The 22998-nt window shown below is 67.9% G+C and carries 21 protein-coding genes; 10 read left to right on the forward strand and 11 right to left on the reverse strand.

Going from position 1 to position 22998, the window contains the following annotated elements; translation table 11 throughout:
* Positions 1-205 precede the first annotated feature (205 nt).
* The gene (locus tag Q0379_RS20575) at positions 206-685 is read left to right on the forward strand and encodes a MarR family transcriptional regulator (protein WP_299016149.1); all 480 of its coding nucleotides are present in this window, start codon (positions 206-208) and stop codon (positions 683-685) included.
* A gap of 20 nt (positions 686-705) precedes the next feature.
* On the opposite strand, the gene Q0379_RS20580 is transcribed toward Q0379_RS20575, so the two are convergent.
* From Q0379_RS20580 to Q0379_RS20590, 3 genes are all read right to left on the reverse strand, one after another.
* Positions 706-969, reverse strand: a complete 264-nt coding sequence (locus Q0379_RS20580) for a hypothetical protein (protein ID WP_299016152.1) — start codon at positions 967-969, stop codon at positions 706-708.
* Positions 970-1017: 48 nt separating this feature from the next.
* Positions 1018-1557 (reverse strand): lipocalin family protein, encoded by a 540-nt coding sequence (locus tag Q0379_RS20585; protein ID WP_299016155.1) that lies wholly within the window; start codon positions 1555-1557, stop codon positions 1018-1020.
* Positions 1558-1744: 187 nt separating this feature from the next.
* Positions 1745-2872 carry a ferritin-like domain-containing protein gene (locus Q0379_RS20590; RefSeq protein ID WP_299016158.1) on the reverse strand — a complete coding sequence of 376 codons (1128 nt, stop codon included), beginning with the start codon at positions 2870-2872 and terminating at the stop codon, positions 1745-1747.
* 160 nt (positions 2873-3032) lie between these two features.
* On the opposite strand from Q0379_RS20590, the gene Q0379_RS20595 reads away from it, so the two are divergent.
* A complete protein-coding gene (locus Q0379_RS20595) occupies positions 3033-3749 on the forward strand; it encodes an NAD-dependent deacylase (protein ID WP_299016161.1) in 717 nt (238 codons plus the stop codon).
* 210 nt (positions 3750-3959) lie between these two features.
* On the opposite strand, the gene Q0379_RS20600 is transcribed toward Q0379_RS20595, so the two are convergent.
* The gene (locus Q0379_RS20600; RefSeq protein ID WP_299016165.1) at positions 3960-4583 is read right to left on the reverse strand and encodes a class I SAM-dependent methyltransferase; all 624 of its coding nucleotides are present in this window, start codon (positions 4581-4583) and stop codon (positions 3960-3962) included.
* Positions 4584-4703: 120 nt separating this feature from the next.
* On the opposite strand from Q0379_RS20600, the gene Q0379_RS20605 reads away from it, so the two are divergent.
* Positions 4704-5186 (forward strand): GFA family protein, encoded by a 483-nt coding sequence (locus Q0379_RS20605; protein ID WP_299016168.1) that lies wholly within the window; start codon positions 4704-4706, stop codon positions 5184-5186.
* Positions 5187-5200: 14 nt separating this feature from the next.
* Here Q0379_RS20605 and Q0379_RS20610 read toward each other — a convergent pair whose 3' ends face one another.
* Together Q0379_RS20610 and Q0379_RS20615 are read right to left on the reverse strand one after the other, a co-directional pair.
* On the reverse strand, positions 5201-5605 hold the full coding sequence (locus Q0379_RS20610) for an SWIM zinc finger family protein (protein WP_299016171.1): 405 nt from the start codon (positions 5603-5605) through the stop codon (positions 5201-5203).
* Positions 5602-6003: a metallopeptidase family protein gene (locus Q0379_RS20615; protein ID WP_299016174.1), complete on the reverse strand. Its 402-nt coding sequence runs from the start codon at positions 6001-6003 to the stop codon at positions 5602-5604. Before Q0379_RS20615 ends, Q0379_RS20610 begins: the two co-directional genes overlap by 4 nt.
* A gap of 152 nt (positions 6004-6155) precedes the next feature.
* Here Q0379_RS20615 and Q0379_RS20620 point away from each other — a divergent pair, with 152 nt between their 5' ends.
* Positions 6156-8465, forward strand: coding sequence for an ATP-binding protein (locus Q0379_RS20620; RefSeq protein WP_299016176.1), 2310 nt, complete (start codon positions 6156-6158; stop codon positions 8463-8465).
* Here the strand turns inward: Q0379_RS20620 and Q0379_RS20625 are convergent.
* A complete protein-coding gene (locus tag Q0379_RS20625; protein ID WP_299016179.1) occupies positions 8462-9286 on the reverse strand; it encodes a hypothetical protein in 825 nt (274 codons plus the stop codon). The two genes, Q0379_RS20620 and Q0379_RS20625, sit on opposite strands and share 4 nt — an antisense overlap.
* Positions 9287-9430: 144 nt before the next feature.
* On the opposite strand from Q0379_RS20625, the gene ahcY reads away from it, so the two are divergent.
* From ahcY to Q0379_RS20645, 4 genes are all read left to right on the forward strand, one after another.
* On the forward strand, positions 9431-10822 hold the full coding sequence (ahcY, locus tag Q0379_RS20630; RefSeq protein ID WP_299016181.1) for an adenosylhomocysteinase: 1392 nt from the start codon (positions 9431-9433) through the stop codon (positions 10820-10822).
* A gap of 104 nt (positions 10823-10926) precedes the next feature.
* A complete protein-coding gene (locus Q0379_RS20635; RefSeq protein WP_299016184.1) occupies positions 10927-11775 on the forward strand; it encodes a bifunctional hydroxymethylpyrimidine kinase/phosphomethylpyrimidine kinase in 849 nt (282 codons plus the stop codon).
* Positions 11776-11778: 3 nt separating this feature from the next.
* Entirely contained in the window at positions 11779-12903 is a 1125-nt protein-coding gene (locus Q0379_RS20640) for a serine hydrolase domain-containing protein (protein ID WP_299016186.1), read from the forward strand.
* Between the two features lie 144 nt (positions 12904-13047).
* A complete protein-coding gene (locus Q0379_RS20645) occupies positions 13048-13842 on the forward strand; it encodes a transporter (protein WP_299016190.1) in 795 nt (264 codons plus the stop codon).
* On the opposite strand, the gene rarD is transcribed toward Q0379_RS20645, so the two are convergent.
* Together rarD and Q0379_RS20655 are read right to left on the reverse strand one after the other, a co-directional pair.
* Positions 13839-14741 carry an EamA family transporter RarD gene (gene rarD, locus Q0379_RS20650; protein ID WP_299016193.1) on the reverse strand — a complete coding sequence of 301 codons (903 nt, stop codon included), beginning with the start codon at positions 14739-14741 and terminating at the stop codon, positions 13839-13841. The genes Q0379_RS20645 and rarD overlap by 4 nt on opposite strands.
* 253 nt (positions 14742-14994) lie before the next feature.
* Positions 14995-16023 (reverse strand): aspartate-semialdehyde dehydrogenase, encoded by a 1029-nt coding sequence (locus tag Q0379_RS20655; RefSeq protein WP_299016196.1) that lies wholly within the window; start codon positions 16021-16023, stop codon positions 14995-14997.
* 164 nt (positions 16024-16187) lie between these two features.
* On the opposite strand from Q0379_RS20655, the gene polA reads away from it, so the two are divergent.
* Together polA and Q0379_RS20665 are read left to right on the forward strand one after the other, a co-directional pair.
* Entirely contained in the window at positions 16188-19076 is a 2889-nt protein-coding gene (gene polA, locus Q0379_RS20660) for a DNA polymerase I (protein WP_299016199.1), read from the forward strand.
* 172 nt (positions 19077-19248) lie between these two features.
* Positions 19249-21201 (forward strand): methyl-accepting chemotaxis protein, encoded by a 1953-nt coding sequence (locus Q0379_RS20665; RefSeq protein WP_299016201.1) that lies wholly within the window; start codon positions 19249-19251, stop codon positions 21199-21201.
* 61 nt (positions 21202-21262) lie between these two features.
* Here Q0379_RS20665 and Q0379_RS20670 read toward each other — a convergent pair whose 3' ends face one another.
* Positions 21263-21394, reverse strand: coding sequence for a hypothetical protein (locus Q0379_RS20670; protein ID WP_299016204.1), 132 nt, complete (start codon positions 21392-21394; stop codon positions 21263-21265).
* A 199-nt stretch (positions 21395-21593) separates the two neighbouring features.
* Entirely contained in the window at positions 21594-22781 is a 1188-nt protein-coding gene (locus tag Q0379_RS20675) for an acetyl-CoA C-acyltransferase (protein ID WP_299016207.1), read from the reverse strand.
* Positions 22782-22998: the final 217 nt, after the last annotated feature.

A 22998-nucleotide genomic window follows, 5' to 3' on the forward strand; every position in this document is an offset into this window, starting at 1 on the left:
CGAAGACAGGCCGGCGATAGCGGCGGCGGCGATCAGGATGCTGCGGAACGAACGGGTCATGGGGGGCATCTCCTCGTAAGTGATTTTGCGATATCTCTTATCGCGATAAGTTTTATGTAACGGCGACATTCGGTCGCGTCCAGTGAAAAATTATCGCGATATGTTTTATTGCGATTTTGCCCTATATAGGGGAAAGGAGACCGCTATGACCGATACGCCCCCGCCCCCCCTCGACGGCCAGCTCTGCTACGCCATCTATTCCGCAGGCATCGCCATCCAGAGGACTTACAAGCCTCTGCTCGACGAGCTGGGCCTGACCTATCCGCAGTATCTGGTGCTGAACCTGCTGTGGGCCGAGGACGGCCAGCCCGTCGGTCGTCTCGCCGAACAGCTGGCGCTGGAGTCCAGCACGCTCACGCCCTTACTCAAGCGTCTCGAGGCGGCCGGCATGGTGCGGCGCGCGCGCAATCCCGACAACGAGCGCCAGGTGATCATCACCCTGACGCCGACGGGGCGCGGCCTGCGCCAGAAGGCGGGCTGTCTCGGCGCGGCCCTACTTGAGGCCTCCGGCCACCCGTTGGACGACTTGAACGAACTCAATAGCCGGGTTCGCCACCTGCGCGACGACATCTATCGGGGCATGGGCGGCTGGCGCTCTGGCGTGGAGCCTTCGGAAGAGGCCTGATCGTCGCGCGCCCCGGTCGCTCAGGCGCCCCTGGGCTCGTAGACGACCCGGCACTCGCCATCGATCGTGGTGTAGCGGTGGCTGGCCGCGTCGACGAACGAGATCCGTCCCTCGTCGTATTCGACCTTGCCGGTCGAGCGGCCCTTGAAGGTCTCGGTCCCATAGCTCCAGCAGGTGATGTCGGCCGGGCGATCGGTCCAGGTCGCGTCGTTGCGGGCGCGCTTGCTGTCGGTGCAGGCGATCAAGGCGCCGGCGACGGCGAGGAGGGTGAGCGCGGTTTTCATCGCGCCACTCTTCCACGGCGTGCGCCGGATCGGAAGCCCAACCGTGGCTCAGCCCCAAGGACCCGGCTGCTTGGTCTGGCGCAGCATGCCGATGTCGTAGCCCAGGGCCTTGGCGCGCGCGGTCAGGGCCTCGCGGTCGGCGGGCGTCGGAACGCGGCGCGACAGCAGCCACAGGTATTTCCCCGAACCCTCGCCGACGATCGCCCAGCTGTAGTCGTCGGCGCGGTCCAGCACCCAGTAGTCGCCGAAGAACGGGCCAAAGAAGCTGACCTTCAGCTTGGCGTTGGTGGACGTGTCGACGATCTTGGCCTTGCCTTCGGCCGTCTTGATCGGGCCGTCCAGCGCGCCCTGGCGGCAGGTGTTCAGCACGCGGATCAGGCCGTCGGTGCGCTTGGAATATTCGGCGGTGACGCCCTCGCAGCCCTTTTCGAAGCGCATGTCGTAGCGCGCGACCTCGTACCACTTGCCCAGATAGCGATCGAGTTCGACGGCCTTGGCCGGCTGGGGCGGGTTCGGATTGCCGCTGGGGCCGGAGACGCAGGCGCTCAGCGACAGGACGAGCGGCAAGGCGAGCAGGGCGGCGCGCATGGAATCTCCGGGCTGGACGCGCCCTGAAGACGGGCGCTCTGACGATACGCCCTCGCAAGCCTGGCGGATGGGCGCGGCCCCTCAAAACGACGACCGCCCCGCCGGGGTTCCGGCGGGGCGGCGCTGCGCCGGCAGGGTGGTGGGAAGCCCTACTCGGCGGCGATGCTGACCGCCGACAGCTTTCTGTCTACTCGGCCGCGATACTAATCGCGCCCGTCGGGCGGTCCTTGAAGTTGATCGCCTGAAGGTGGCGGATGCCCTCCTCGGCGATGTCGTCGCCGACCATCCGCTCGCCCTCGCTCTTCAGCTCGTCGAGATCGACGTACATGGCGTAGAAGGCGCGCGTGCGGTCGGTGATGATGCCGGCGTTGAGCAGCGTCTTGACCAGCACCCGGAAGATGTTGGTCTGCTCCTTCATGTTCTCCCGACGCACGTCGTCGGTCATGATCTTCCCGTACTCCTCGACCACCTTGTCGGGATCCAGGCCGAACTCGGCGTAGAGATCCAGCTGCTGGTGCGGCGAGACCAGGTTGAACAGCAGGGTCTGGAAGCAGTGCGCCGCCCAGTCCTCGATGATCGCGTGCTCTTCGGCCGAGAGCTTGGGCACCGTGCGGTCGGCCCAGATCTTTCCGAACTTGTGGTGGAAGGCCTCGTCGGTCATCACCAGCTGCAGCAGCTTCTTGCCGACCGGGTCGTGGATCGTGTTGTAGAAGGTGGCGAAGGCGCCCATGGCCAGGCCCTCTACCAGCATCTGCATGCCGATGATCTTCTTGTAGACCTCGGGCGCGCCGATGATCTCGACCAGCAGGCTCTTCAGGGCCGGGCCGCACTCGACCGGCTTGCCCCAGCGGGCCTTAATGTACTTGGCGAAGGCCGTGACGTGGCGGGCCTCTTCGCGGGTCTGGTTGGCGGCGTACTCCTGCGCGCCCTGGTCCCGCAGCACGTGGCACAGGCTGGCCGACAGGTTCAGCGCGCCCTGCTCGCCGTGCAGGATCGAGGAGAAGTTGCGCAGCACCGACTGGTTGATGAAGCGGATACGCTGCTTGGGATCGGACAGGTGATTGGAGACGTAGTCGGTCGACAGGGCGATGACCATGTCCTCGGGAACCAGCGCCTGGTTCTCCATGTCGAACGGCTCGTCGAAATCGATATAGGCCTTGTCCAGCGGATCCCAGAAGTGGTCGTGGGTCGCGGAGATGATCTTGTCGAACGCGGTCGAGCGGCTGTTGTACCGGTCGAGCTCGAGCATCGCCTCGAAGTCGTCCGGCGCCACCGCGTCGTACATGGCGTCCTTGGTGATGTTCTTGTCCGTCATGGCGTGGCTCCCTAATCGCCCCGTGACATGGCTTTGAGCGACATGGCTCTGACGGGTCCGTCTTGCGCGGAGCCTCGTCGATCTGAACACTGTCAACTCAACGCTTGACGCGGGTCAAATGAAAAATGACGGAGGCGTCAGGTTTGTTGACCAAGACGGATTGGAAGGTGGCATGAGAATCTTCGTGCTGACGGGGGCGGGGGTCTCCGCCGAGAGCGGCCTGGGCACCTTCCGCGACAAGGATGGGGTCTGGACGAAGTACGACCTGCGCGACGTCGCCACGGCGGAAGGCTTCGCGCGCGATCCGGCCCTGGTTCGCGCCTTCTACAACGCCCGCCGCGCCAATCTGGCCGAGGCCTCGCCCAACGCCGCGCACGTGGCCCTGGCGCGCCTGGAGGTCGAGCTGGCGGCGCGCGGCGGCGAGCTCTTCCTGTGCACCCAGAACGTCGACGACCTGCACGAGAAGGCCGGCTCGCGGCGCGTGGTCCACATGCATGGCGAGCTGGCCGTCACCCGCTGTGACCACTGCCAGGCGCTGAAGCCCGACATGGCGCCCCTGACCGCCGAGGCCGTCTGCGAGGCTTGTGGCCAAGCCGATGGGGCGCGGCCCCACGTCGTCTGGTTCGGGGAAATGCCGCTGTTCCTGGACGAGATCGACGCGGCCCTCTCGCGCGCCGACCTCTTCGTCTCGATCGGCACCTCGGGCGCGGTCTATCCGGCCGCGGGCTTCGTGGCCGAGGCGCGGGCGATGGGCGTGGCGACCTGCGAGATCAATCTGGAGCCGTCGGCCAACGCCTACATGTTCGACGAAAAGCTCTATGGCCCGGCCAGCGCGCTCGTGCTGGCCTGGGTTGAGCGTGTGCTGCGGGGGCTTTAGGCGCAACCGAATTTGCGGTGTTTGAGTCCGGTAAACCGCCTTCCTGGACCTCGCGCCCAGGACCCATGCCGATGGCGGGTTGTGATTTTGAAAGCGTGCGCGGCCGAACGCCCCCCAGCACGCCGATCCAGCTCAGCGACCACGGAACGATGGGTCCTGGGCGCAAGGCCCAGGAAGGCAGGAGGGAGCAGCCTTGAACAATGATCGGTTCTACCCCGCCCGCGCCACGCCCTGCTCGCACCAGCCCATCGGCCGCGGCGCCTTGTCGAAATAGAACCGCCGCCCTTCGTCGACCCGGAAACCCGCCGCCTCGACGGCCGCCGTCACCGGGCGCGTCAGGTGACAGCCGCCCGCCAGGCGCTTCCACAGCGGCTCGATACGTCTTTGCCAGCGGGACACCCCGGCGTCGGGCGAGAGGCCGTGCTCGCAGAACAGGAAGGTCCCGCCAGGCCTCAGCACCCGCCGCGTCTCGGCCAGAACGGCGGCCGGCGAGCGCACCGAGCAGAGGGTGAAGGTGCAGAGCACGGTGTCGAAGCGCGCGTCGGCGAAGGGCAGGGCCTCGGCCTCGCCCGGCAGGATCTCGACCTTGAGCCCGTCCGGGCGCGGGGCGTTCTCGGCGATGGTTCGCAGCGCGGCGGAAGGATCTACGCCGGTGACGCGGGTGGCGCGCGCCGGATCGTAGAAGGCCAGATTCAGGCCGCCGCCGATCCCCAGCTCCAGCACCTCGCCGCTCGCGCGGGGCGCCAGCTCGGCCCGGCGTTCGCGGAAGGCCGGCGCGCCGCAGGCGCAGCACAGCAGCTTGGGCAAGATGTAGCGATCGTACCAGGACGCCATGCGCGTTCCTCCCTTCGTCCAGCAGAGAGGTTCGGTGGACTGGCGGTCAAGCTGTGCTCCTGACAAATCTGGCAGCAATCGGGTTTATTCTGAAACGATCAGCCACGCCGGAGACGTCCCATGCCAAAGGCCCTAAAGCCGCCCGCCGAGGAGGCGGAAGGGTCATGCGCCTGCGGCGGCGTGCGCCTGGCGATCGGCGTCCCGGCGCGGTGGGCGTTCCACGATCATTCCGCCGCCAGCCGCCGCGCCCAGGGCTGCGCCTATGTCACCTATGTCGCCAGCTATCGCAGCCGCTTCCGCTGGCTGGAGGGCGAGGTGCTGATCACGGCTTACGAGCACGACGGGACCACGCGCGGCTTCTGCGCCCGCTGCGGGACGCCGGTGTTCATGGCCCGGCGGCGGGCGCCGACCATGATCAACCTGCCGCGCGCCCTGTTCGAGACCCGCACCGGCCGCGAGCCGCGCTACCACACCTTCCTCGACCAGGCGCCCGACTGGGCCTATGGCGGCGGCAGGCTGGTCCCGCTGAAGGGCTATCCGGGCGTGATGTGGGAGCGACCGAAGGCGAGGCCCAAGCGCAAGCCGATCGACGACTTACTATAAGGGGGCGTTAAGCCTCAACGCCCCTCCAGGGCCGCCAGCACCGCCGGCTGCAGGCGGGCCAGTTCGGCCAGGCGCTCGATCAGGGCTTCCTTGCTATCGACCGCCAGGCCGTCGCGCAGGCGGGCCATGCGGTCGCGGACCTTGGAGAGGTCGGCGGCGTTGGCGGCGGCGACCACGGCCGCCTGGTGCTTGCAGGCGCCGAACTTCTCGAAGCCGGGGCAGGTGCAGGTCCCTTCGCCCGCCGGCGCCCACAGCTGCACGACATAGAGGTCGCCGACGCTGCCGGTGACGTGGGCGGTGACTTTCTCGTCCTCGATCGCCACGAGATCGACATCGCCCTTCTCGGCCATGGCCACGCCAGTGTCGAACCAGCGCTCGTCCATGCGCTCGCGCCAAGTGTCGGTGTCGAAGAGACTCATGCCTCGTCCTCGATGCGGTGGATGTCGTCGTCCGACAGGCCGAAGTGGTGGCCGATCTCGTGAACCAGGACGTGGGTGATCAGCTCGCCGAGACTGACATCGCCGCGCTCGGCCCATTCGTCGAGGATCGGGCGACGATACAGGAACACCCGCGACGGCTGGGTTCCGAAATCCAGCACCGAGCGCTGGGACAAGTCGACGCCTTGATAGAGGCCGGTCAGCTCGAACGGGTCCGGGATGCCCAGGGCCTCCAGGACGTCCTCGTCCGGGAAATCATCGACCCGGATCACCACGTCGCCGGCCAGTTGGCGGAACCCGTCGGGCAGGGCGTCGAAGGCCGCCTTGCCGAGGGCGGCGAAGTCGTCCAGCGACGGGGCGAGGCGATCGGACCAGGTCATGGACTCCACATAGAGCGATTGGCAGGCGGCGCCAGCGCCCGTTTCGGGTAAATCGCGACGGCGCGTCGCCGCGGCCTTGATCGCGCTCTGGTCATGGCCCGACTAATCTGGGATTCTGATTCGAAGACCCGCTGGGGCAGCGACCCGTTTTGATGACTTCGTATGACCTGATCCTCGCGGCTGCGGCCGGGGCGGTTTGCCTCGCGCTTTGCGTCGCCCTGTGGGCGTTTGGCCAGCGGCGGGGGTTCGAGGCGCGGATCGCGGCGCTGAAGGCCCGCCTGGCCCTGCAGGGCGGCGACGCCGAGGCGCCCGCCTGGGTCGAGGCCTTCGACTCCGCCGTCATCGCCGTCGAGGGCGGTCGCGCCAGCCTGATGGCCGGGAGCGACGGGCTCGCCGCCTGCGCCCAGGTGCTGGGCGTTCCCGCCGACGTCCAGGCGGTGGTCGCCGCGCTGGGCGGCGCCGATCCCGATCACGCCCACAAGCTTTCCGCCCTGTTCGAGCGTGGCCAGTCTTGCGCCTTCGACGCGCGCGGACGCGGCGGCTGGGTGTCGGTCGAGGGCCGCGCCGCGGGGGCCATGGCCTGGCTGCGCCTGGCGCCGGTCAGCGGCCACGACGCGGGCCTGCCGTCGGCGGCGCGCTTCGCCGCCTTCGTCGACAGCGTCGTCGAGCCCGCCTGGATCGCCGGCGCCGACGGCCAGGCCGTCTGGGGCAACACCGCTTTCGTTCGCGCCGTCGGCGCCAGCGCCGCCTCGGCCCCGGCCCTGCTGGGCAAGAGCTTCGATCGCGCCGTCGACGCCATGGTCGTCGAGGCCGCCGCCAAGGGCGAGCGCAAGGAAGCGATCCGCTGGGTCAACCTCGAGGGCCGCCGCCGCGCGTTCCGCCTGTCGGCCCAGCCGCTGGAAGGCGGCGGGGTGGGCGTCTTCTGCGCCGACGTCACCGAGATCGAGGATGTCCGCGACGCCTTCAAGAAGCACGTCGAGGCCCACGACGAGACCCTGAACCACATCGCCGAGGCCGTGGCGATCTTCAGCGCCACGCGGCGCCTGTCGTTCCACAACACCGCCTTCGCCGAGCTGTGGGGCCTGGAGCCGGCCTGGCTGGCCGACCGCCCGACCCACGGCGAGATTCTCGACCGCCTGCGCCAGCGCCGCCGCCTGCCCGAGACGATTGACTACGCCGGCTGGAAGGCCGCCGAGTTGGCGCGCTACGAGAGCCTGGGCCCCCAGGCCGACGACCTCTGGCACCTGCCCGACGGGCGGACGCTGAAGGTCGTGCGCCAGCCGCACCCGCTGGGCGGCATGCTGCTGATCTATTCCGACATCACCGGCGAGCTGCGCCTGAAGGCCCAGTACAACGCCCTGATCCAGGTGCAGCAGGCGACGCTGGACAAGCTGAACGACGCCGTCGCCGTGTTCGGCTCGGACGGTCGCCTGCGGCTGCACAACGAGGCCTTCGAGACCTTCTGGAACGTCACCCCGCACGCGCTCGAGGCGGCCGGCGACTTCGAGGGCGTGGTCGAGCTGTGCGTGCCGCGCCTGCACGATCTGGCCTTCTGGCGTGAGCTGAAGGGCCGGGTGGCCGATCCCGATCCGCAGATGCGCGCCCCGACCTCGGGCGAGGTCCGGACCTCGGACGACCGCATCGTCGTCTACCAGAGCCGCCCCCTGCCGGACGGCGCGACCCTGATCGCCTTCGCCGACGTCACCGACACCCGCGAGCTGCAGAGCGCGCTGGCCGATCGCTCGGCGGCGCTGGACGAGGCCGAGCGGCTGAAGCGCGACTTCGTCGGCAATGTCTCCTACGAGCTGCGCACGCCGCTGACGACGATCATCGGCTATTCCGAGCTGCTGGAACGGGCCGACGGCCTTTCGGAGCGCGGTCGCAACCATGTGGCCGCCGTCCGCGCCGCCGCCACCCAGCTGGCGCGCTCGATCGACGACGTGCTGGACATGGCCCAGATCGACGCCGGCGAGATGGCGCTGGAGATCCAGGACATCCGGGTCTCCGACCTCCTGATGAACGCCCAGGAACGGGCCCTGAAGGACGCCCAGCTGGGCGCGGTGACCCTGGCGGTCGAGTGCGAGGAGGACGTCGGCCTGATCCGCGGCGACGCCAAGCGTCTGGCCCAGACCCTCGATCACCTCGTCGAGAACGCCCTGCGCCAGACCCCGCCGGGCGGCCGCGTGACCCTGTCGGCCCGTCGCGCGCTGGGCGAAGTGCGGCTGGATGTCTCCGACACCGGACGCGGCGTGCCGTTCCACGTCCAGGCCCACATCTTCGACCGCTTCGTCGGCCGCGATCGCGGCGGCCCGGGCCTGGGCCTGGCCCTGGTCAAGGCGTTGATCGAGCTGCACGGCGGCTGGGTGGCGCTGGAGAGCGAGCCGGGCAACGGCTCGACCTTCACTTGCCACCTGCCCGAGAACCAGCCGCCGGGCGCGGGCCAGCCGGAGCTAGGGTTCTAGTCCGTCGCCTTGGAAGGTTTCGGCCACTCGCTGAGCACCGCCTCGCCGCGCACCACTTGGACGCGGTCGATGCGGGCCGTGACGAAACACTGCTGGTCCGTGACCCAGGTAGGTGTTTGGCCCGTGATCTCCTTGAAGGTCATGGAGCCGCGATACCCGCCACAAAAGACTTGTGACTTCTGGCCTAGATCGGTGATCTCGCCTTCGACGACGAGGCTGAGGGAGCGGGCGAACCGCTCCACGTGATCTCGGCGGCCGCGCGCATGACTAACCTCCAGAGGATGCATGCCCTCGGGCAAGGCCGAGGCGCCGTTCTCGACGTAGGGTATGGCCAGTCCAAAGCTGACCGCCTTGGCGGAATCGGCGAGTGAGAAGCTGGTGATCGGGTTCGTGGACGGCTGTCCGGCCGTGGGCATGGCCTTGTCCGACGGGGCCATTCGAAAGAACTGCCGACCGTCGGCATCCACCGTCGGTCCTCGTGTGACGTCCACGTCGAAGAAGAAGGACTGCAGGGGCGGTAGGGGCGCCAAACCGCCTTGAGCGAAGCCTTGGAAGTTTCGTTCCGTGATCTCGCCAAAGCCCACCGATGTGATCAAAGCGCCTTTGCGGCGGTCGTACATCCACCGCCCCGATTGCTTGATGGCGGCGTAACGCCGGGCCCTCTCCTCAACGAAGGGCGTAACCAGTCTAAAGCGCTTTCCCGTAAGAACCGTGGCGTGGGGGCTTGCGGCGGCTTCCGCCATGGCGCGCCGCAGCGCTTGCGCGTCGAGCGGCGGCGCGTCGGCCGCCAGAACAGCACCAGCCAGGAGCAGTGCGAGCATCGGCCACCTCCCTCGCTCAATCGTTACGCGTACAGGAAGGGGGGTCAATTCTAATCTGACATAAGGATATCTTTATGCGTTAATTGCTCGGAAGGGCTGGGCGGGGTATAAGCTCGCCAAGATCCCATCCCGCAGGAGCCGCTCGTGGCCGACTATATCGTCAAGGACATCTCGCTCGCCGACTACGGCCGCAAGGAAATCGCCATCGCCGAGACCGAGATGCCGGGCCTGATGGCCACGCGCGCCGAGTACGGTCCCCAGCAGATTCTGAAGGGCGCCCGCATCGCCGGCAGCCTGCACATGACCATCCAGACCGCCGTGCTGATCGAGACCCTGGTCGCCCTGGGCGCGGAAGTCCGCTGGGCCTCGTGCAACATCTTCTCGACCCAGGACCACGCCGCGGCCGCCATCGCCGCCGCCGGCATCCCGGTCTTCGCCTTCAAGGGCGAGAACCTGGTCGAGTACTGGGAATACGCCCACAAGATCTTCGAGTGGGGCGACGGCGGCTATCCGAACCTGATCCTCGACGACGGCGGCGACGCCACCTTGCTCTGCGTTCTGGGCCCGAAGGCCGAGAAGGATCCCTCGATCCTCGACAACCCGCAGAACGAAGAGGAAGAAGCCCTCTACGCCGTGATGAAGAAGTATCTGGCCGAGAAGCCGGGCTTCTACTCGGCCATCCGCTCGGCCATCGGCGGCGTTTCGGAAGAGACCACCACGGGCGTCCATCGCCTGTACCACATGGCCCAGAAGGGCGAGCTGCCGTTCCCGGCCATCAACGTCAACGACAGCGTCACCAAGAGCAAGTTCGACAACCTCTACGGCTGCCGTGAAAGCCTGGTCGACGCGATCCGTCGCGGCACCGACGTCATGCTGTCGGGCAAGGTCGCGGTGGTCTGCGGCTACGGCGACGTGGGCAAGGGCTCGGCCGCCTCGCTGCGGCAGGGCGGCGCGCGCGTGATCGTCACCGAGATCGATCCGATCTGCGCCCTGCAGGCGGCCATGGAAGGCTACGAGGTCCAGACCCTGGCCGACGTCGCCGACAAGGCCGACATCTTCGTGACGGCGACCGGCAACAAGGACGTCATCACGCTGGACGACATGCGGAAGATGAAAAACAACGCCATCGTCTGCAACATCGGCCACTTCGACTCGGAAATTCAGATCGCCGCCCTGCGCAACTACAAGTGGGACGAGATCAAGCCGCAGGTCCACCATGTGGAATTCCCGGACGGCAAGAAGCTGATCGTGCTGTCGGAAGGCCGCCTGGTGAACCTGGGCAACGCCACGGGTCACCCCAGCTTCGTGATGTCGGCCTCGTTCACGAACCAGACCCTGGCCCAGATCGAGCTGTGGACCAACAAGGACAAGTACCAGAACCAAGTCTACACCCTGCCCAAGCACCTGGACGAGAAGGTCGCCTTCCTGCACCTGGAAAAGCTGGGCGCGAAGCTGACCCAGCTGCGCAAGGACCAGGCCGACTATATCGGCGTGCCGGAAGCCGGTCCGTTCAAGCCGGACCACTACCGCTACTAAGCCGAGCGCATTCTTGGCTTTTTGGAGGGCTCGCCGCGCTAGCGGCGGGCCCTTCTGCTTTCGACGCCTGTTCAAGCCTGGACGGCTCGGCTAATCGCTAGGTCATGCCGCTCGCCTTGATCCTCTCCAGCCACGTCGCCGGCAGCCAGGTCGGCGCGACCGCCCAGGCCGCCGCGCTGGCGCCGTTCGCGATCGACGCCATGGTTGTTCCCACGGTGCTGTTCGGCCGTCATCCCGGCTGGGGCGCGCCCGGCGGCGCGGCGACGCCGATCGAGATCTTCGAAGGGATGCTGGAAGGGATCGCGGCCAACGGCCTGCTTGGCCTGACCGATCTCGTCATCACCGGCTATTTCGCCAGCCCCGCCCAGGTCGAGGCCGCCGCGCGCGCCATCGACGCCGTTCGCGCCGCGCCGCGCGACGGCGCTTTCGCCCCGGGGCCGACGATCATTGTCGACCCGACGGTGGGCGACGAGGGCAAGGGCCTCTATGTCCCCGCCGAGACCGCCGAGGCGATCCGCGCGTTGCTGGTTCCCCGCGCCGACCTCGTGGCCTGCAACGCCTGGGAGCTTGGGTGGCTGACGGGCGAGGAAGCCCGCGAACCGGCCGCGGCCCTGATCGCCGCGCGGCGACTGGGCAAGCCGGTGCTGGTCTCGTCGGTCCGTCGCGGCGGCGAGATCGGCGCGGTCCTGGCGACGGCGGACGAGGCCTGGCTGGCCCTGCACGCCCAGATCGATACGGCGCCGAACGGAACCGGCGACCTCTTGACCGCGCTCTACGCGGCGGCGGTGGTCGAGGGTCAGACGCTGTCGCACGGCCTGGCCCGCGCGGTCGGCGGTGTCGCCGAGACCGTCGCGGCCGCCAAGCTTTGGAACGCGCCCGAGCTGCCGATCGTGGCCCTGGGCGCGCGCCTCAAGCAGACTTCTCCCTCTGTCCGCATCGAACGGCTGGCTTAAGACATGACCGACATCACCGGCCTCTGCCCCGAGCGCTTCGCCCGCGTCCGCGACGTTTTCGAGGCCAATTTCCAGGATGGCGGCGAGCTGGGCGCGCGCTTTGCCTTCGCGATCGAGGGCGAGGTCGTTGTCGACCTGATGGGCGGTTTCGCCGATCGCAAGCGCGAGGTCCCGTTCGGCCCGAACACCCTGACGGCCCTGTTCTCGACCACCAAGGCCGTGGCGGCGCTGATGGTCGCGCGGCTGGTCGACGAGGGGCGCCTGGCCTACGACCAGCGTGTCGCCGACGTCTGGCCGGAGTTCGCCCAGGCCGGCAAGCAGGACGTCACCATCGAGCAGGCCCTGTCGCACCAGGCCGGCCTGTCGGGCTTTCCGGACCAGACCGATCCGGCCATCTGGTTCGACTGGAACGCCACCTGCGCCAAGCTGGCGGCCATGGCCCCGCTGTTTCCGATCGGCTCGGCCAGCGGCTACCATCCGGTGACCTACGGCTACCTGGCCGGCGAGATCTTCCGCCGCGTCGATGGCCGCACGATGGGGACGGCCCTGCGCGAGGACATCTGCCAGCCCCTGGATCTCGACCTCTGGATCGGCCTGCCCGACAGCGAGCACGACCGCGTCGCCGACCTGATGCGCCCGACGGCCATGCCGCAGTTCGGCGAGATCAACGCCGCCGTGACCGCCGCCTTCTTCAAGCCCTGGTCCTCGCCGGGCGGCAAGGGCGCGGCCGAGTGGCGGCGGGTCGAGATCCCCTCGGCCAACGGCCACGCCACCGCGCCGGCCCTGGCGCGACTGATGGGGGCCCTGGCCCGCGGCGGGACCCTGGACGGCCGCTCGCTGATCACGCCGGCCGGGATCACGGCGGCGACCGCCGAGCGCATCCGCGGCCGGGACCTGGTCCTGCCCTACGAGATTAGCTGGGGCGCGGGCTTCATGCGCAATGAACCGAACTTTTTCTACGGTCCGACGGCCGAGGCCTTTGGGCATTCGGGCTGGGGCGGTTCGTGCGCCTTCGCCGATCCGACGCGCGGCGTTTCGGGAGCCTATGTGATGAACAAGCAGGGCAATGCGCTGATCGGCGATCCGCGCGCCGTGCGCTTGATCGAGGCGGCCTACGCTTCGCTCTAGGATCCCAGTTTCCCGACTTCCCCGGCGAACGCCGGGGCCCAGGTTCAGCCGTGGCCTTCAGACTCTCTTGGCGCTTTCTAGCCTTATGATCTGGGCCCCGGCGTTCGCCGGGGAAGTCGGGTTGGTGAGTTCGGGAAACTTCGGATGATGCGCGCTCTCGCCATGGCCATCGGGCTGCTTGCTATTACCGGCGCCGCGCACGCGCAGGAGCGCGACTTCTGCGCCGATCGGCCGGGCAAGGGCTCGCCCCCCTGCGTGCTGGACAAGGGCCGGTTCCAGGTCGAGGTCAGCGGCGTCGACGCGACGCTGAACAAGGACGGCGGCGTCTCGACCCGTGACCTGGCCTATGGCGGGCTGGAGCTGCGGCTAGGCCTGACCTCTTCACTCGAGGGGCAGCTAAGCTGGACTCCCCACGAGCGCGTGCGGACCAAGAGCCAGGGCGTGGTTTCGACCGTCTCCGGCGCGGGCGACCTCGGCTTCGCGGCGCGGTGGTCGCTGAAGAACCCGGCGGGGGATGGCCTGTCCATCGCCGTGCAGCCCTTCGTCGTCGCGCCGACGGGGGCGGACGGGATCGGCGGCGGCGTCTGGCAAGGCGGGGTGATCGTTCCGGTCTCGATTCCGCTGAACGGTGACTGGTCGCTGAGCCTGTCGCCCGAGGCCGACGCTCGGCCCGACGCGGACGGCTCGGGCCGCCACGCCGCCTACGTCCTGGCCGGCGGGGTTGGCCGCGCGGTGGGGCCGGTGAACCTCGGCGCGGAGCTCTGGGTCGATGTCGACGACGATCCGAGCGGCCGGGCGACGAAAGCGAGCTTCGACCTGACCGCCGCCTGGACGCCTGCGGCGCTGAAGGACATCCAGCTGGACGCGGGAGCCTATCTGGGCCTGAACCGGAAGACACCCGACCTCGAGCTTGTGGTCGGGGTCGCCCACCGCTTCTAGGCGGCCGCCAGCACCCGGGTCTTCTTCCAAGCCCCATAGGCGAAGGTCGCCACGCCCAGCCAGATGAACGCGAAGGACAGCGCCCGCAGCGGCGTGAACGGCTCGCCGAACGCCACGCCCAGCAGGAACTGCAGGGTAGGGGCGATGAACTGCAGGAAGCCCACCGCCGACAGCGGCAGGCGACGCGCCGACCAGGCGAACAGGGCCAGCGGGACGACCGTGGCGGGGCCCGCCAGGGCCAGCAGGGCGGTGACGCCGGCGCCGGTCCCGAAGTGGCCGTGGCCGCTGGCCTGCAGCGACAGCACATACAGCAGGCCGGGCAGGGCCAGATAGGCGCACTCAATGAAGAGGCCCGTCTGGGCGTCGGCCTTCACCTGCTTTCGCAGGATCGCATAGACGCAGAAGGTCAGGGCCAGGCCCAGCGAAACGATCGGCAGGTGGCCGAGCGCGATCGTCTGGATCGCCACGCCGACGGCGGCGAAACCGATCGCGACCTTGCCCTCGGTCGACATGCGCTCGCGAAACAGCAGGGCGCCGGCGGCCATGTTCATCAGCGGGTTGATGTAGTAGCCGAGGCTGGCCTCGATCACGTGGCCGGCGTTCACGGCGAAGACGTAGATCGTCCAGTTGCCGAAGATCGCCAGGGTCGACAGGGCCAGCACGCCCAGGGTCTTGGGCTGGCGCAGCACCTGCGCGACCTGGCCGCCCTGCTTGGCGATCAGCACCAGGCCGCCGGCCCACAGCACCGACCACAGCGTCCGGTGGGCGATCATCTCCCAGGAGCCGACGCCCAGGTTGGCGAGCAGGTGGAAGTAGAGGGGCAGGAAGCCCCAGAGCGAATAGCAGGCGACGCCGGCGAGATAGGCCGAGCGGCTTTCAGTCTGCGTACTGGGTGGCATGGTCCGAACCTTTCGGGAGGCTTCTGTCAGATGGGAAGCCCGCCGTCCGCCGACATCTTGCGAAGGTTCGGGAAAATCTGGGACCTGGCCCAGGAAATCCGGATCAGAAAACCCACCCGACCTTCCCGGCGAATGCCGGGATCCAGATCTCAGGACGAAGGGGGCGTGGGAAGGGCGCTGAATCCGTAGCGGCGATTCAGCGCCCTTCCATCTGGGCCCCGGCATTCGCCGGGGAGATCGGTATCAATAGACCTTAAGCCGGCGTCTTCTGCTTGATCAGGCCCTTGTCGTGCAGCAGCTGGGCGATCTGCACGGCGTTCAGGGCCGCGCCCTTGCGCAGGTTGTCCGAGACGCACCAGAAGACGAGGCCGTTCTCGACGGTCGGGTCCTTGCGGATGCGCGAGACATAGACCGGGAACTCGCCCTGGGCTTCCTTGGGCGTGATGTAGCCGCCGTCCTCGCGCTTATCGACCACGACGACGCCGTCGGCCTCGCGCAGGATCTCGCGGGCCTCGTCCTCGTCCAGCGGGTTCTCGAACTCGACGTTCACCGCCTCGGAATGGCCGACCATGACCGGCACGCGCACGCAGGTGGCGACCAGCTGGATGTTCGGATCCAGGATCTTCTGGGTCTCGGCGGTCATCTTCCACTCTTCCTTGGTGAAGCCGTCGTCCAGGAAGACGTCGATGTGGGGGATGACGTTGAAGGCGATCTGCTTGGTGAACTTCTTGGGCGGCGGCGCGCCCAGGACGTAGACGCCCTTGGTCTGGTCCCAAAGCTCGTCCATGCCTTCCTTGCCCGCGCCCGAGACCGACTGGTAGGTCGAGACGACGACCCGCTTGATCTTGGCCTCGTCGTGCAAGGGCTTCAGCGCCACGACCAGCTGCGCCGTCGAGCAGTTGGGGTTGGCGATGATGTTCTTGGGGATGCTGTTGACCGCGTCCGGGTTCACTTCCGGCACGACCAGCGGCACGTCCGGGTCCATCCGGAAGTGGCTGGAATTGTCGATGACGATCGGACCGGCCGCGCCGATCTTCTCGCCCCAGGCCTTGGAGATCGACCCGCCGGCGCTCATCAGCACGATGTCGACCTTGGAGAAGTCGAACTGCTCGAGGTCCTCGCAGCGCAGGATCTCGTTGCCGAACGAGACCTCGACGCCGATGGATTTGCGGCTGGCGATGGCGTGCATCTTGTCCACGGGGAATTTCACTTCCTCGAGGATGTTGAACATCTCGCGGCCCACATTGCCCGTCGCGCCGACCACGGCGACCCGGTAACCCATCGCGCTCTCCTGAAACTCTTGGTCCGCGACAGATCGCGGAGCGGCGTTCCGTTACGCCTCCTGTATGGCGCGCGCAAGGCGAGGGTTTCTGGTGGGGTCGATAGGGGATCACCAGCGACGCGGCGAGGGTTTCCGAGGCCCGCCGGTCCCCCTATGTTCGCGCCATGACCGACGTCGTCTCCGAATCCCCGCCCGCCTCGCACCTGACCCAGGACGGCCCCGCCGTCCGGCTCTTCCTGGTCGACGGCTCGGCCTATCTGTTCCGCGCCTATCACGCCCTGCCGCCGCTGACCCGCAAAAGCGACGGCCTGCCGGTGGGCGCGGTGCAGGGCTTCTGCAACATGCTGTGGAAGCTGCTGCGCGACATGCAGGGCGATACGCCCACGCACTTGGCGGTGATCTGGGACCACTCGGAGAAGACGTTCCGCAACACGCTGTACGACCAGTACAAGGCCCACCGCCCGCCGCCGCCCGAGGACCTGATCCCGCAGTTCCCGCTGGTGCGCGAAGCGACGCGAGCGTTCGGCGTGCCGGCGATCGAGCTGCCCGGCTACGAGGCCGACGACCTGATCGCCGCCTATGCCTGCAAGGCCCGCGAGGTCGGCGGCGAGGCGGTGATCGTCTCGTCCGACAAGGACCTGATGCAGCTCGTCGGCGACGGCGTGTCGATGTACGACCCGATGAAGAACGTCCGCATAGAACGCGAGCAGGTGTTCGAGAAGTTCGGCGTCTATCCCGAGCAGGTGGTCGACGTGCAGGCCCTTTGCGGCGACAGCGTCGATAACGTCCCGGGCGCGCCAGGCATTGGCATCAAGACCGCCGCCCAGCTTATCACCGAGTTCGGCGACCTCGACACGCTGCTGGCCCGCGCCGGCGAGATCAAGCAGCCCAAGCGCCGCGAGACCCTGATCAACTTCGCCGATCAGATCCGCCTGTCGCGGGCGCTGGTGAAGCTGGACTGCGATACGCCGCTGCCCGAGCCGCTGGATGACCTGAAGGTGCGCGAGCCGGACAAGGAAATCCTGGCGGCGTTCCTGGACCAGATGGAGTTCCGCTCCCTGGCCCGCCGCGTCGGCGACGGCTCGGCCGCCGCCGTTCCCGGCACGCTGGATCGTCCTGTCGCGCCGCCCAAGGCGCCGGTGTCGACCGTGTCCTACATGGGGGCCGCCGCCCGCGCCGCCGCCCAGCCCGTGGCCGAACCGATCACCATCGACCATGCGGCCTATGCCTGCGTCCGCGATCTCGACACCCTGAAGGCCTGGGTCGAGAAGGCGACGGCCAAGGGTGTCGTGGCGTTCGACACCGAGACGGACGCGCTGTCCTCGGCCACCGCCGGCCTGTGCGGCGTCTCCCTGGCCATCGCGCCGGGCGAGGCCTGCTACATCCCCGTCGGCCACTGCGAGAAGGAAGGCCTGGCGCTGGAAGCCGCCGCCGACCTCGTCCAGATCCCGCTGGCCGAGGTCATCGCCACCCTGAAGCCGCTGCTGGAGGATCCGGCGGTGCTGAAGGTGGCGCAGAACGCCAAGTACGACATCGCCGTCCTGGCGCGGCACGGGATCCAGGTGTCCCCGATCGAGGACACCATGCTGATCAGCTACGTGCTGGAGGCTGGTCTGCACGGTCACGGCATGGACGAGCTGTCGGAGCTGTGGCTGGGCCACAAGCCGATCCCGTTCAAGCAAGTGGCCGGGACGGGCAAGGCCCAGATCAGCTTCAAGCACGTCGCCTTGGCCGAAGCGACCGCCTACGCCGCCGAGGACGCCGACGTCACCCTGCGCCTCTACGAGACTCTCAAGCCGCGCCTGGCGCGCGAGGGGCTGCTGACGGTCTATGAGACGCTGGAGCGGCCGATGCCGGCGGTGCTGGCGGCCATGGAGAACGACGGGATCAAGGTCGATCCGGAGGCGCTGCGGCGACTCTCCAACGAGTTCTCGCTGCGCATGGCCGAGTTCGAGGCGCGGGCGACCGAGCTGGTCGGCCGACCGTTCAACCTGGGCAGTCCCAAGCAGATCGGCGACGTGCTGTTTGGCGAGATGAACATGAAGGGCGGCAAGAAGACCGCCACCGGCCAGTGGTCGACCGACAGCGACGTGCTCGAGAGCCTGGCGCTGGAGCACGAGCTGCCGCGCGTCCTGCTGGACTGGCGTCAGCTGAGCAAGCTGAAGGGCACCTATACCGAGAACCTCGTCGCGGCGATCGCCGAGCGGACGGGCCGAGTGCACACCTCCTACGCCCTGGCCGCCACGACCACGGGCCGCCTGTCCTCGTCCGATCCGAACCTGCAAAACATCCCGGTCCGCACCGAGGAAGGCCGCAAGATCCGCAAGGCCTTCGTGGCCGAGCCTGGCAAGGTGCTGATCAGCGCCGACTACAGCCAGATCGAGCTTCGTCTGCTGGCCCACATCGGCGACATCCCGCAGCTGAAGAAGGCCTTCCAGGAAGGCCTCGACATCCACGCCATGACGGCCTCGGAGATGTTCGACACGCCGATCGAGGGCATGGACCCGATGATCCGCCGCCGGGCCAAGGCCATCAACTTCGGCATCGTCTACGGCATCAGCGCCTTTGGTCTCGCCAACCAGCTGGGCATCCCGCAGGGCGAGGCCGGGGCCTATATCAAGACCTATTTCGAGCGCTTCCCGGGCATCCAGGCCTATATGGACGCGACCAAGGCCTTCGTGCGCGAGCACGGTTACGTCACGACGATCTTCGGCCGGAAGATCAACATCCCGGAGATCCAGGCCAAGTCGGTCGGCCAGCGGCAGTTCGCCGAGCGCGCCGCCATCAACGCCCCGATCCAGGGGGCCGCGGCCGACGTCATGCGTCGGGCGATGATCCGTATGCCGGCGGCGCTGAAGGAGGCGGGGCTCTCGGCCCGCATGCTGCTGCAGGTGCACGACGAACTGGTCTTCGAGGCGCCGGAAGCCGAGGCCGAGACCGCCCGCCAGGTGATCGCCCGCGTGATGGAAAAAGCGGCGGAGCCGGCGGTCGCCCTGTCCGTGCCGCTCACAGTTGAGGTTCGCGCCGCACTCAACTGGGATGAGGCCCATTGACCGGAAATGGGGACGATATGGTGTATGCGACATTCCGTCACGCGCACGGTTAATGCCTCCGCAACGCTGACTGCGCGAATTTTAGGCGTGACGGTCGCGTTTTGGGCAAAGGGACGACTCTGACGTCTCTGGGCCGGCGTCGCCGTCGCTCCAAGAATGAGGAGTTCGCGCGGTGTCCTTCGGCAACCTGAAAATCCCCCAGAAGCTGATGGCGGTTTTCGCCGTCATGCTGGCGACAATCATGGCGATGGGCGTCGCCCTGTATGTCAACAAGGTCAATCTGGGTCACTCCGTCGAGCGGACCGAGCGGGCCTATGAGATGCTGCGCGCGGCCGATACGGCGGCGTTCCGCCTGACCCGCCAGGAGAACTCGCTGCGCGGCTTCCTGCTGTCCGGCGACCCCTACTATGTCCAGCGCCTGGAAGAGGCCCACAAGCCGAAGTTCTTCAAGGCTCTGGACAAGATGAAGACCCTGGCCGACGGCGACGCCGAGGATCTGGCCCGCATCAGCGCCGTCGAGAGCGCCTACGCCAACTATCGCAAGATGGCGATCGAGCCGGGCGAGCAACTGGGCGCCGATCCGGCGACCCGCCCCCAGGCCGTGGAGCTGGTCCGTAACGACGGCGTCGCCGACCAGGCCGTGACGCCCGTCGAGGACGCCATCGAAGCCATCACCAAGCACGCCGAGGAAGAGCTCGCCACCGAGGCCGCCGCCCAGAAGAAGGCGTCGCTGCAGTCCACGATCGTCCTGGCCGTCGGCATCCTGATCACCGCCGGCATCGCCATCGCGGGCGGCCTGCTGCTGACCGGCGCCATCGCCCGCCCGGTCGCGGCCATGACCAACGCCATGCGCCGTCTGGCCGCCGGCGACAACAGCGTCGAAGTCCCGGCCATGGGCCGCAAGGACGAAATCGGCGACATGGCTTCGGCCGTCAGCTACTTCAAGGACGCCGCGATCGAGAAGATCCGCATCGAGCAGGCCGCGGTCGAAGAACGCCAGGCCGCCGAGAGCGAGCGCTCGGCCAACGAAGCCGAGAAGGCTGCCTCGGCCCGCGAAGACGCCCAGGCGATCACCGCCCTGAACGAAGCCCTGGACCACATGGCCTCGGGCGACCTGACGCACCGGATCGTCGTGCCCTTCGCGCCGAAGACCGAAAGCTTGAAGACCAACTTCAACGCCGCCGCCGACCGCATGCAGGAAGCCATCCAGGCGATCGGTCGCGCCACCAGCGGCGTCAACAGCGGCGCCGACGAGATCGCCGACGCCTCGGACAACCTGTCGCGTCGCACCGAACAGCAGGCCGCCAGCCTGGAAGAGACCGCGGCCGCCCTGGACGAGATCACCGCCACGGTCCGCAAGACCGCCTCGGGCGCGAAGGAGGCCTCGCAAGTGGTCGCCACCGCGCGCACCGACGCCGAGCGTTCGGGCTCGATCGTCAGCCAGGCCGTCTCGGCGATGAGCGAGATCGAGACCTCGTCCAGCCAGATCAGCCAGATTATCGGCGTGATCGACGAGATCGCCTTCCAGACCAACCTGCTGGCCCTGAATGCCGGCGTCGAAGCCGCCCGGGCGGGCGAAGCCGGCAAGGGCTTCGCGGTCGTCGCCCAGGAAGTGCGGGCCCTGGCCCAGCGCTCGGCCGAGGCCGCCAAGGAGATCAAGGCCCTGATCTCGACCTCCACCTCGCAGGTCGAGGCCGGCGTGGACCTGGTCGGCCAGACCGGCGAGGCGCTGCAGCGGATCGTCGATCAGGTCGCCACCATCGACGCCCTGGTCACCGAGATCGCCGCTTCGGCCGCCGAGCAGGCCACGGGCCTGAACGAGGTCAACACGGCCGTGAACCAGATGGACCAGGTCGTCCAGCAGAACGCCGCCATGGTCGAGGAAGCCACGGCCGCCACCCACTCCCTGAAGGGCGAGGCCCGTTCGCTGAGCGAGATGGTCGCCCGCTTCCGCGTGGCCCAAGGCGCCGTCTCGGCGGCGTCCGCGCCAGCCTCGGCTCCGGTTTCCAAGCCAGCGTCGCGCCCCTCCGTTTCCGCTCCTTCCGCGCCCTCGCGCGCCGCCCGTCCGGGCCGGTCGTCGGGATCGGCGGCGGTGGCCGTCGCCGAGGATTGGGAAGAGTTCTAAGGTTTAGGTCGGTCACTGCCGAGGGCTCTCCGGGAAGCCGGGGAGCCCTTTTTCTATGCGTTCAGTCGATCGGGATCGTCTCGAACGACGAGCGAGTGGCTTGCGGCTCGTGGCTCGCGCCCGGAGTCGGCAGCGCCAATCCTATGGCGGCGGCGACCAGAAGGGCGACGGCGAAAAAGGCCTTGGCGGCCATGGCGGTCGGGTCCGTTGTTGTTGAAACGACAACAACAAAGGCCGGAAACCGCCTTCACGGTTCCCGGCCTTCTTGAGGTAGCCTTGGCTTCGCGGCCTAGATCAGAAGATTTCGAAAAGACCGGCGGCGCCACACTGAGATCGCGAAGGCGATCTCAGCACTTTTCGTTGATGGGCGCGGTTGCCCGTCCTGATCGAAATCAGAAGATTTCGAACAGGCCGGCCGCGCCCATACCCCCGCCGATGCACATGGTCACGACGCCCAGCTTGGCCTTGCGGCGCTTGCCTTCCAGCAGCAGGTGCCCGGCGCAGCGGGCGCCGGTCATGCCGAACGGGTGGCCGATGGCGATCGAGCCGCCGTTGACGTTGTACTTTTCCGGGTCGATGCCCAGACGATCGCGGCTGTAGAGGCACTGGCTGGCGAACGCCTCGTTCAGCTCCCACAGATCGATGTCGTCGATCTTCAGGCCGTGGCGCTCGAGCAGGCGCGGCACGGCGAAGACCGGGCCGATGCCCATTTCGTCCGGCTCGCAGCCGGCGACGGCGAAGCCGCGGAAGGCGCCCAGCGGCTCCAGGCCGCGACGCGCGGCCTCCTTGGCCTCCATCACCACCACGGCGGCGGCGCCGTCGGACAACTGGCTGGCGTTGCCGGCGGTGACGAAGTTGCCCTCGCCCATCACCGGCTTCAGGCTGGCCAGGCCTTCCAGGGTGGTGTCGGGGCGGTTGCATTCGTCCTTGTCGACCACGTAGTCGACAAAGCTCTCTTCCTTGGTCTCCTTGTTGACCACCTTCATCTTGGTGGCCATCGGGACAATCTCGTCCTTGAACAGCCCGGCGGCCTGGGCGGCGGCGATGCGCTGCTGGCTGCGCAGGGCGTACTCGTCCTGGTACTCGCGGCTGACGTTGTAGCGCTTGGCCACGATGTCGGCGGTGTCGATCATCGCCATCCAGAGGGCCGGATGGGTCTGCATCAGCTTCTCTTCGGTGATGTGGAAGCGGTTCATGTGACCGCCGCCCTGCACCAGCGAGATCGACTCCACGCCGCCGCCGACCGCGACATCGGCGCCGTCGTTGCGGACGTAGTTGGCGGCCGTCGCGATCGCCTGCAGGCCCGAGGAGCAGAAGCGATTGACGGTCTGGCCGGAGGTGGTGATCGGCAGGCCGGCCCACATCGCCGCGTTGCGGGCGACGTTCATGCCGGTGGCGCCTTCGGGGCCGCCGCAGCCTAGGACCACGTCCTCGACCTCGGCCCCATCGAGCTTGGCGCGCTTGACCGCGTGCTGGATGGCGTGGCCGGCCATGGCCGCGCCGTGGGTGTTGTTGAAGCCGCCGCGGTTGGACTTGGCCAGGCCCGTGCGGGCGTAAGAGACGATGACCGCTTCGCGCATGAGGGCGCTCTCCCCGTTAAACATTAGTTTGAATTGCCGCCACCCTAGACCGGCTTTCCGCAGCGCGAAAGGTCACGTGTGCGTAAACGTAAGTTCAGCCCCTTTTTCATACGGAAACTTCGAAACCGGTTCGCACCATCATCTAAAATGCTGATTTCAAGTGGTTTCTTTTCGCGTTGACTTTCCGTGATTCCAGGATGAACGCTGGAGTTGCGCT

This window comes from uncultured Caulobacter sp. (assembly GCF_937900395.1).
Lineage (GTDB): Bacteria > Pseudomonadota > Alphaproteobacteria > Caulobacterales > Caulobacteraceae > Caulobacter.

Excerpts from the sequence above, each read along its gene's own strand:
- Q0379_RS20625 (WP_299016179.1), bottom strand. The coding sequence starts at position 9,286 with ATGCTCGCACTGCTCCTGGCTGGTGCTGTTCTGGCGGCCGACGCGCCG.
- Q0379_RS20640 (WP_299016186.1), top strand. The coding sequence starts at position 11,779 with ATGACCGACATCACCGGCCTCTGCCCCGAGCGCTTCGCCCGCGTCCGC.
- Q0379_RS20615 (WP_299016174.1), bottom strand. The coding sequence starts at position 6,003 with ATGACCTGGTCCGATCGCCTCGCCCCGTCGCTGGACGACTTCGCCGCC.
- Q0379_RS20610 (WP_299016171.1), bottom strand. The coding sequence starts at position 5,605 with ATGAGTCTCTTCGACACCGACACTTGGCGCGAGCGCATGGACGAGCGC.
- rarD (WP_299016193.1), bottom strand. The coding sequence starts at position 14,741 with ATGCCACCCAGTACGCAGACTGAAAGCCGCTCGGCCTATCTCGCCGGC.
- Q0379_RS20655 (WP_299016196.1), bottom strand. The coding sequence starts at position 16,023 with ATGGGTTACCGGGTCGCCGTGGTCGGCGCGACGGGCAATGTGGGCCGC.
- Q0379_RS20600 (WP_299016165.1), bottom strand. The coding sequence starts at position 4,583 with ATGGCGTCCTGGTACGATCGCTACATCTTGCCCAAGCTGCTGTGCTGC.
- Q0379_RS20580 (WP_299016152.1), bottom strand. The coding sequence starts at position 969 with ATGAAAACCGCGCTCACCCTCCTCGCCGTCGCCGGCGCCTTGATCGCC.
- Q0379_RS20585 (WP_299016155.1), bottom strand. The coding sequence starts at position 1,557 with ATGCGCGCCGCCCTGCTCGCCTTGCCGCTCGTCCTGTCGCTGAGCGCC.
- Q0379_RS20645 (WP_299016190.1), top strand. The coding sequence starts at position 13,048 with ATGATGCGCGCTCTCGCCATGGCCATCGGGCTGCTTGCTATTACCGGC.
- Q0379_RS20590 (WP_299016158.1), bottom strand. The coding sequence starts at position 2,872 with ATGACGGACAAGAACATCACCAAGGACGCCATGTACGACGCGGTGGCG.
- Q0379_RS20575 (WP_299016149.1), top strand. The coding sequence starts at position 206 with ATGACCGATACGCCCCCGCCCCCCCTCGACGGCCAGCTCTGCTACGCC.
- Q0379_RS20675 (WP_299016207.1), bottom strand. The coding sequence starts at position 22,781 with ATGCGCGAAGCGGTCATCGTCTCTTACGCCCGCACGGGCCTGGCCAAG.
- Q0379_RS20620 (WP_299016176.1), top strand. The coding sequence starts at position 6,156 with ATGACTTCGTATGACCTGATCCTCGCGGCTGCGGCCGGGGCGGTTTGC.
- Q0379_RS20605 (WP_299016168.1), top strand. The coding sequence starts at position 4,704 with ATGCCAAAGGCCCTAAAGCCGCCCGCCGAGGAGGCGGAAGGGTCATGC.
- Q0379_RS20635 (WP_299016184.1), top strand. The coding sequence starts at position 10,927 with ATGCCGCTCGCCTTGATCCTCTCCAGCCACGTCGCCGGCAGCCAGGTC.
- polA (WP_299016199.1), top strand. The coding sequence starts at position 16,188 with ATGACCGACGTCGTCTCCGAATCCCCGCCCGCCTCGCACCTGACCCAG.
- Q0379_RS20670 (WP_299016204.1), bottom strand. The coding sequence starts at position 21,394 with ATGGCCGCCAAGGCCTTTTTCGCCGTCGCCCTTCTGGTCGCCGCCGCC.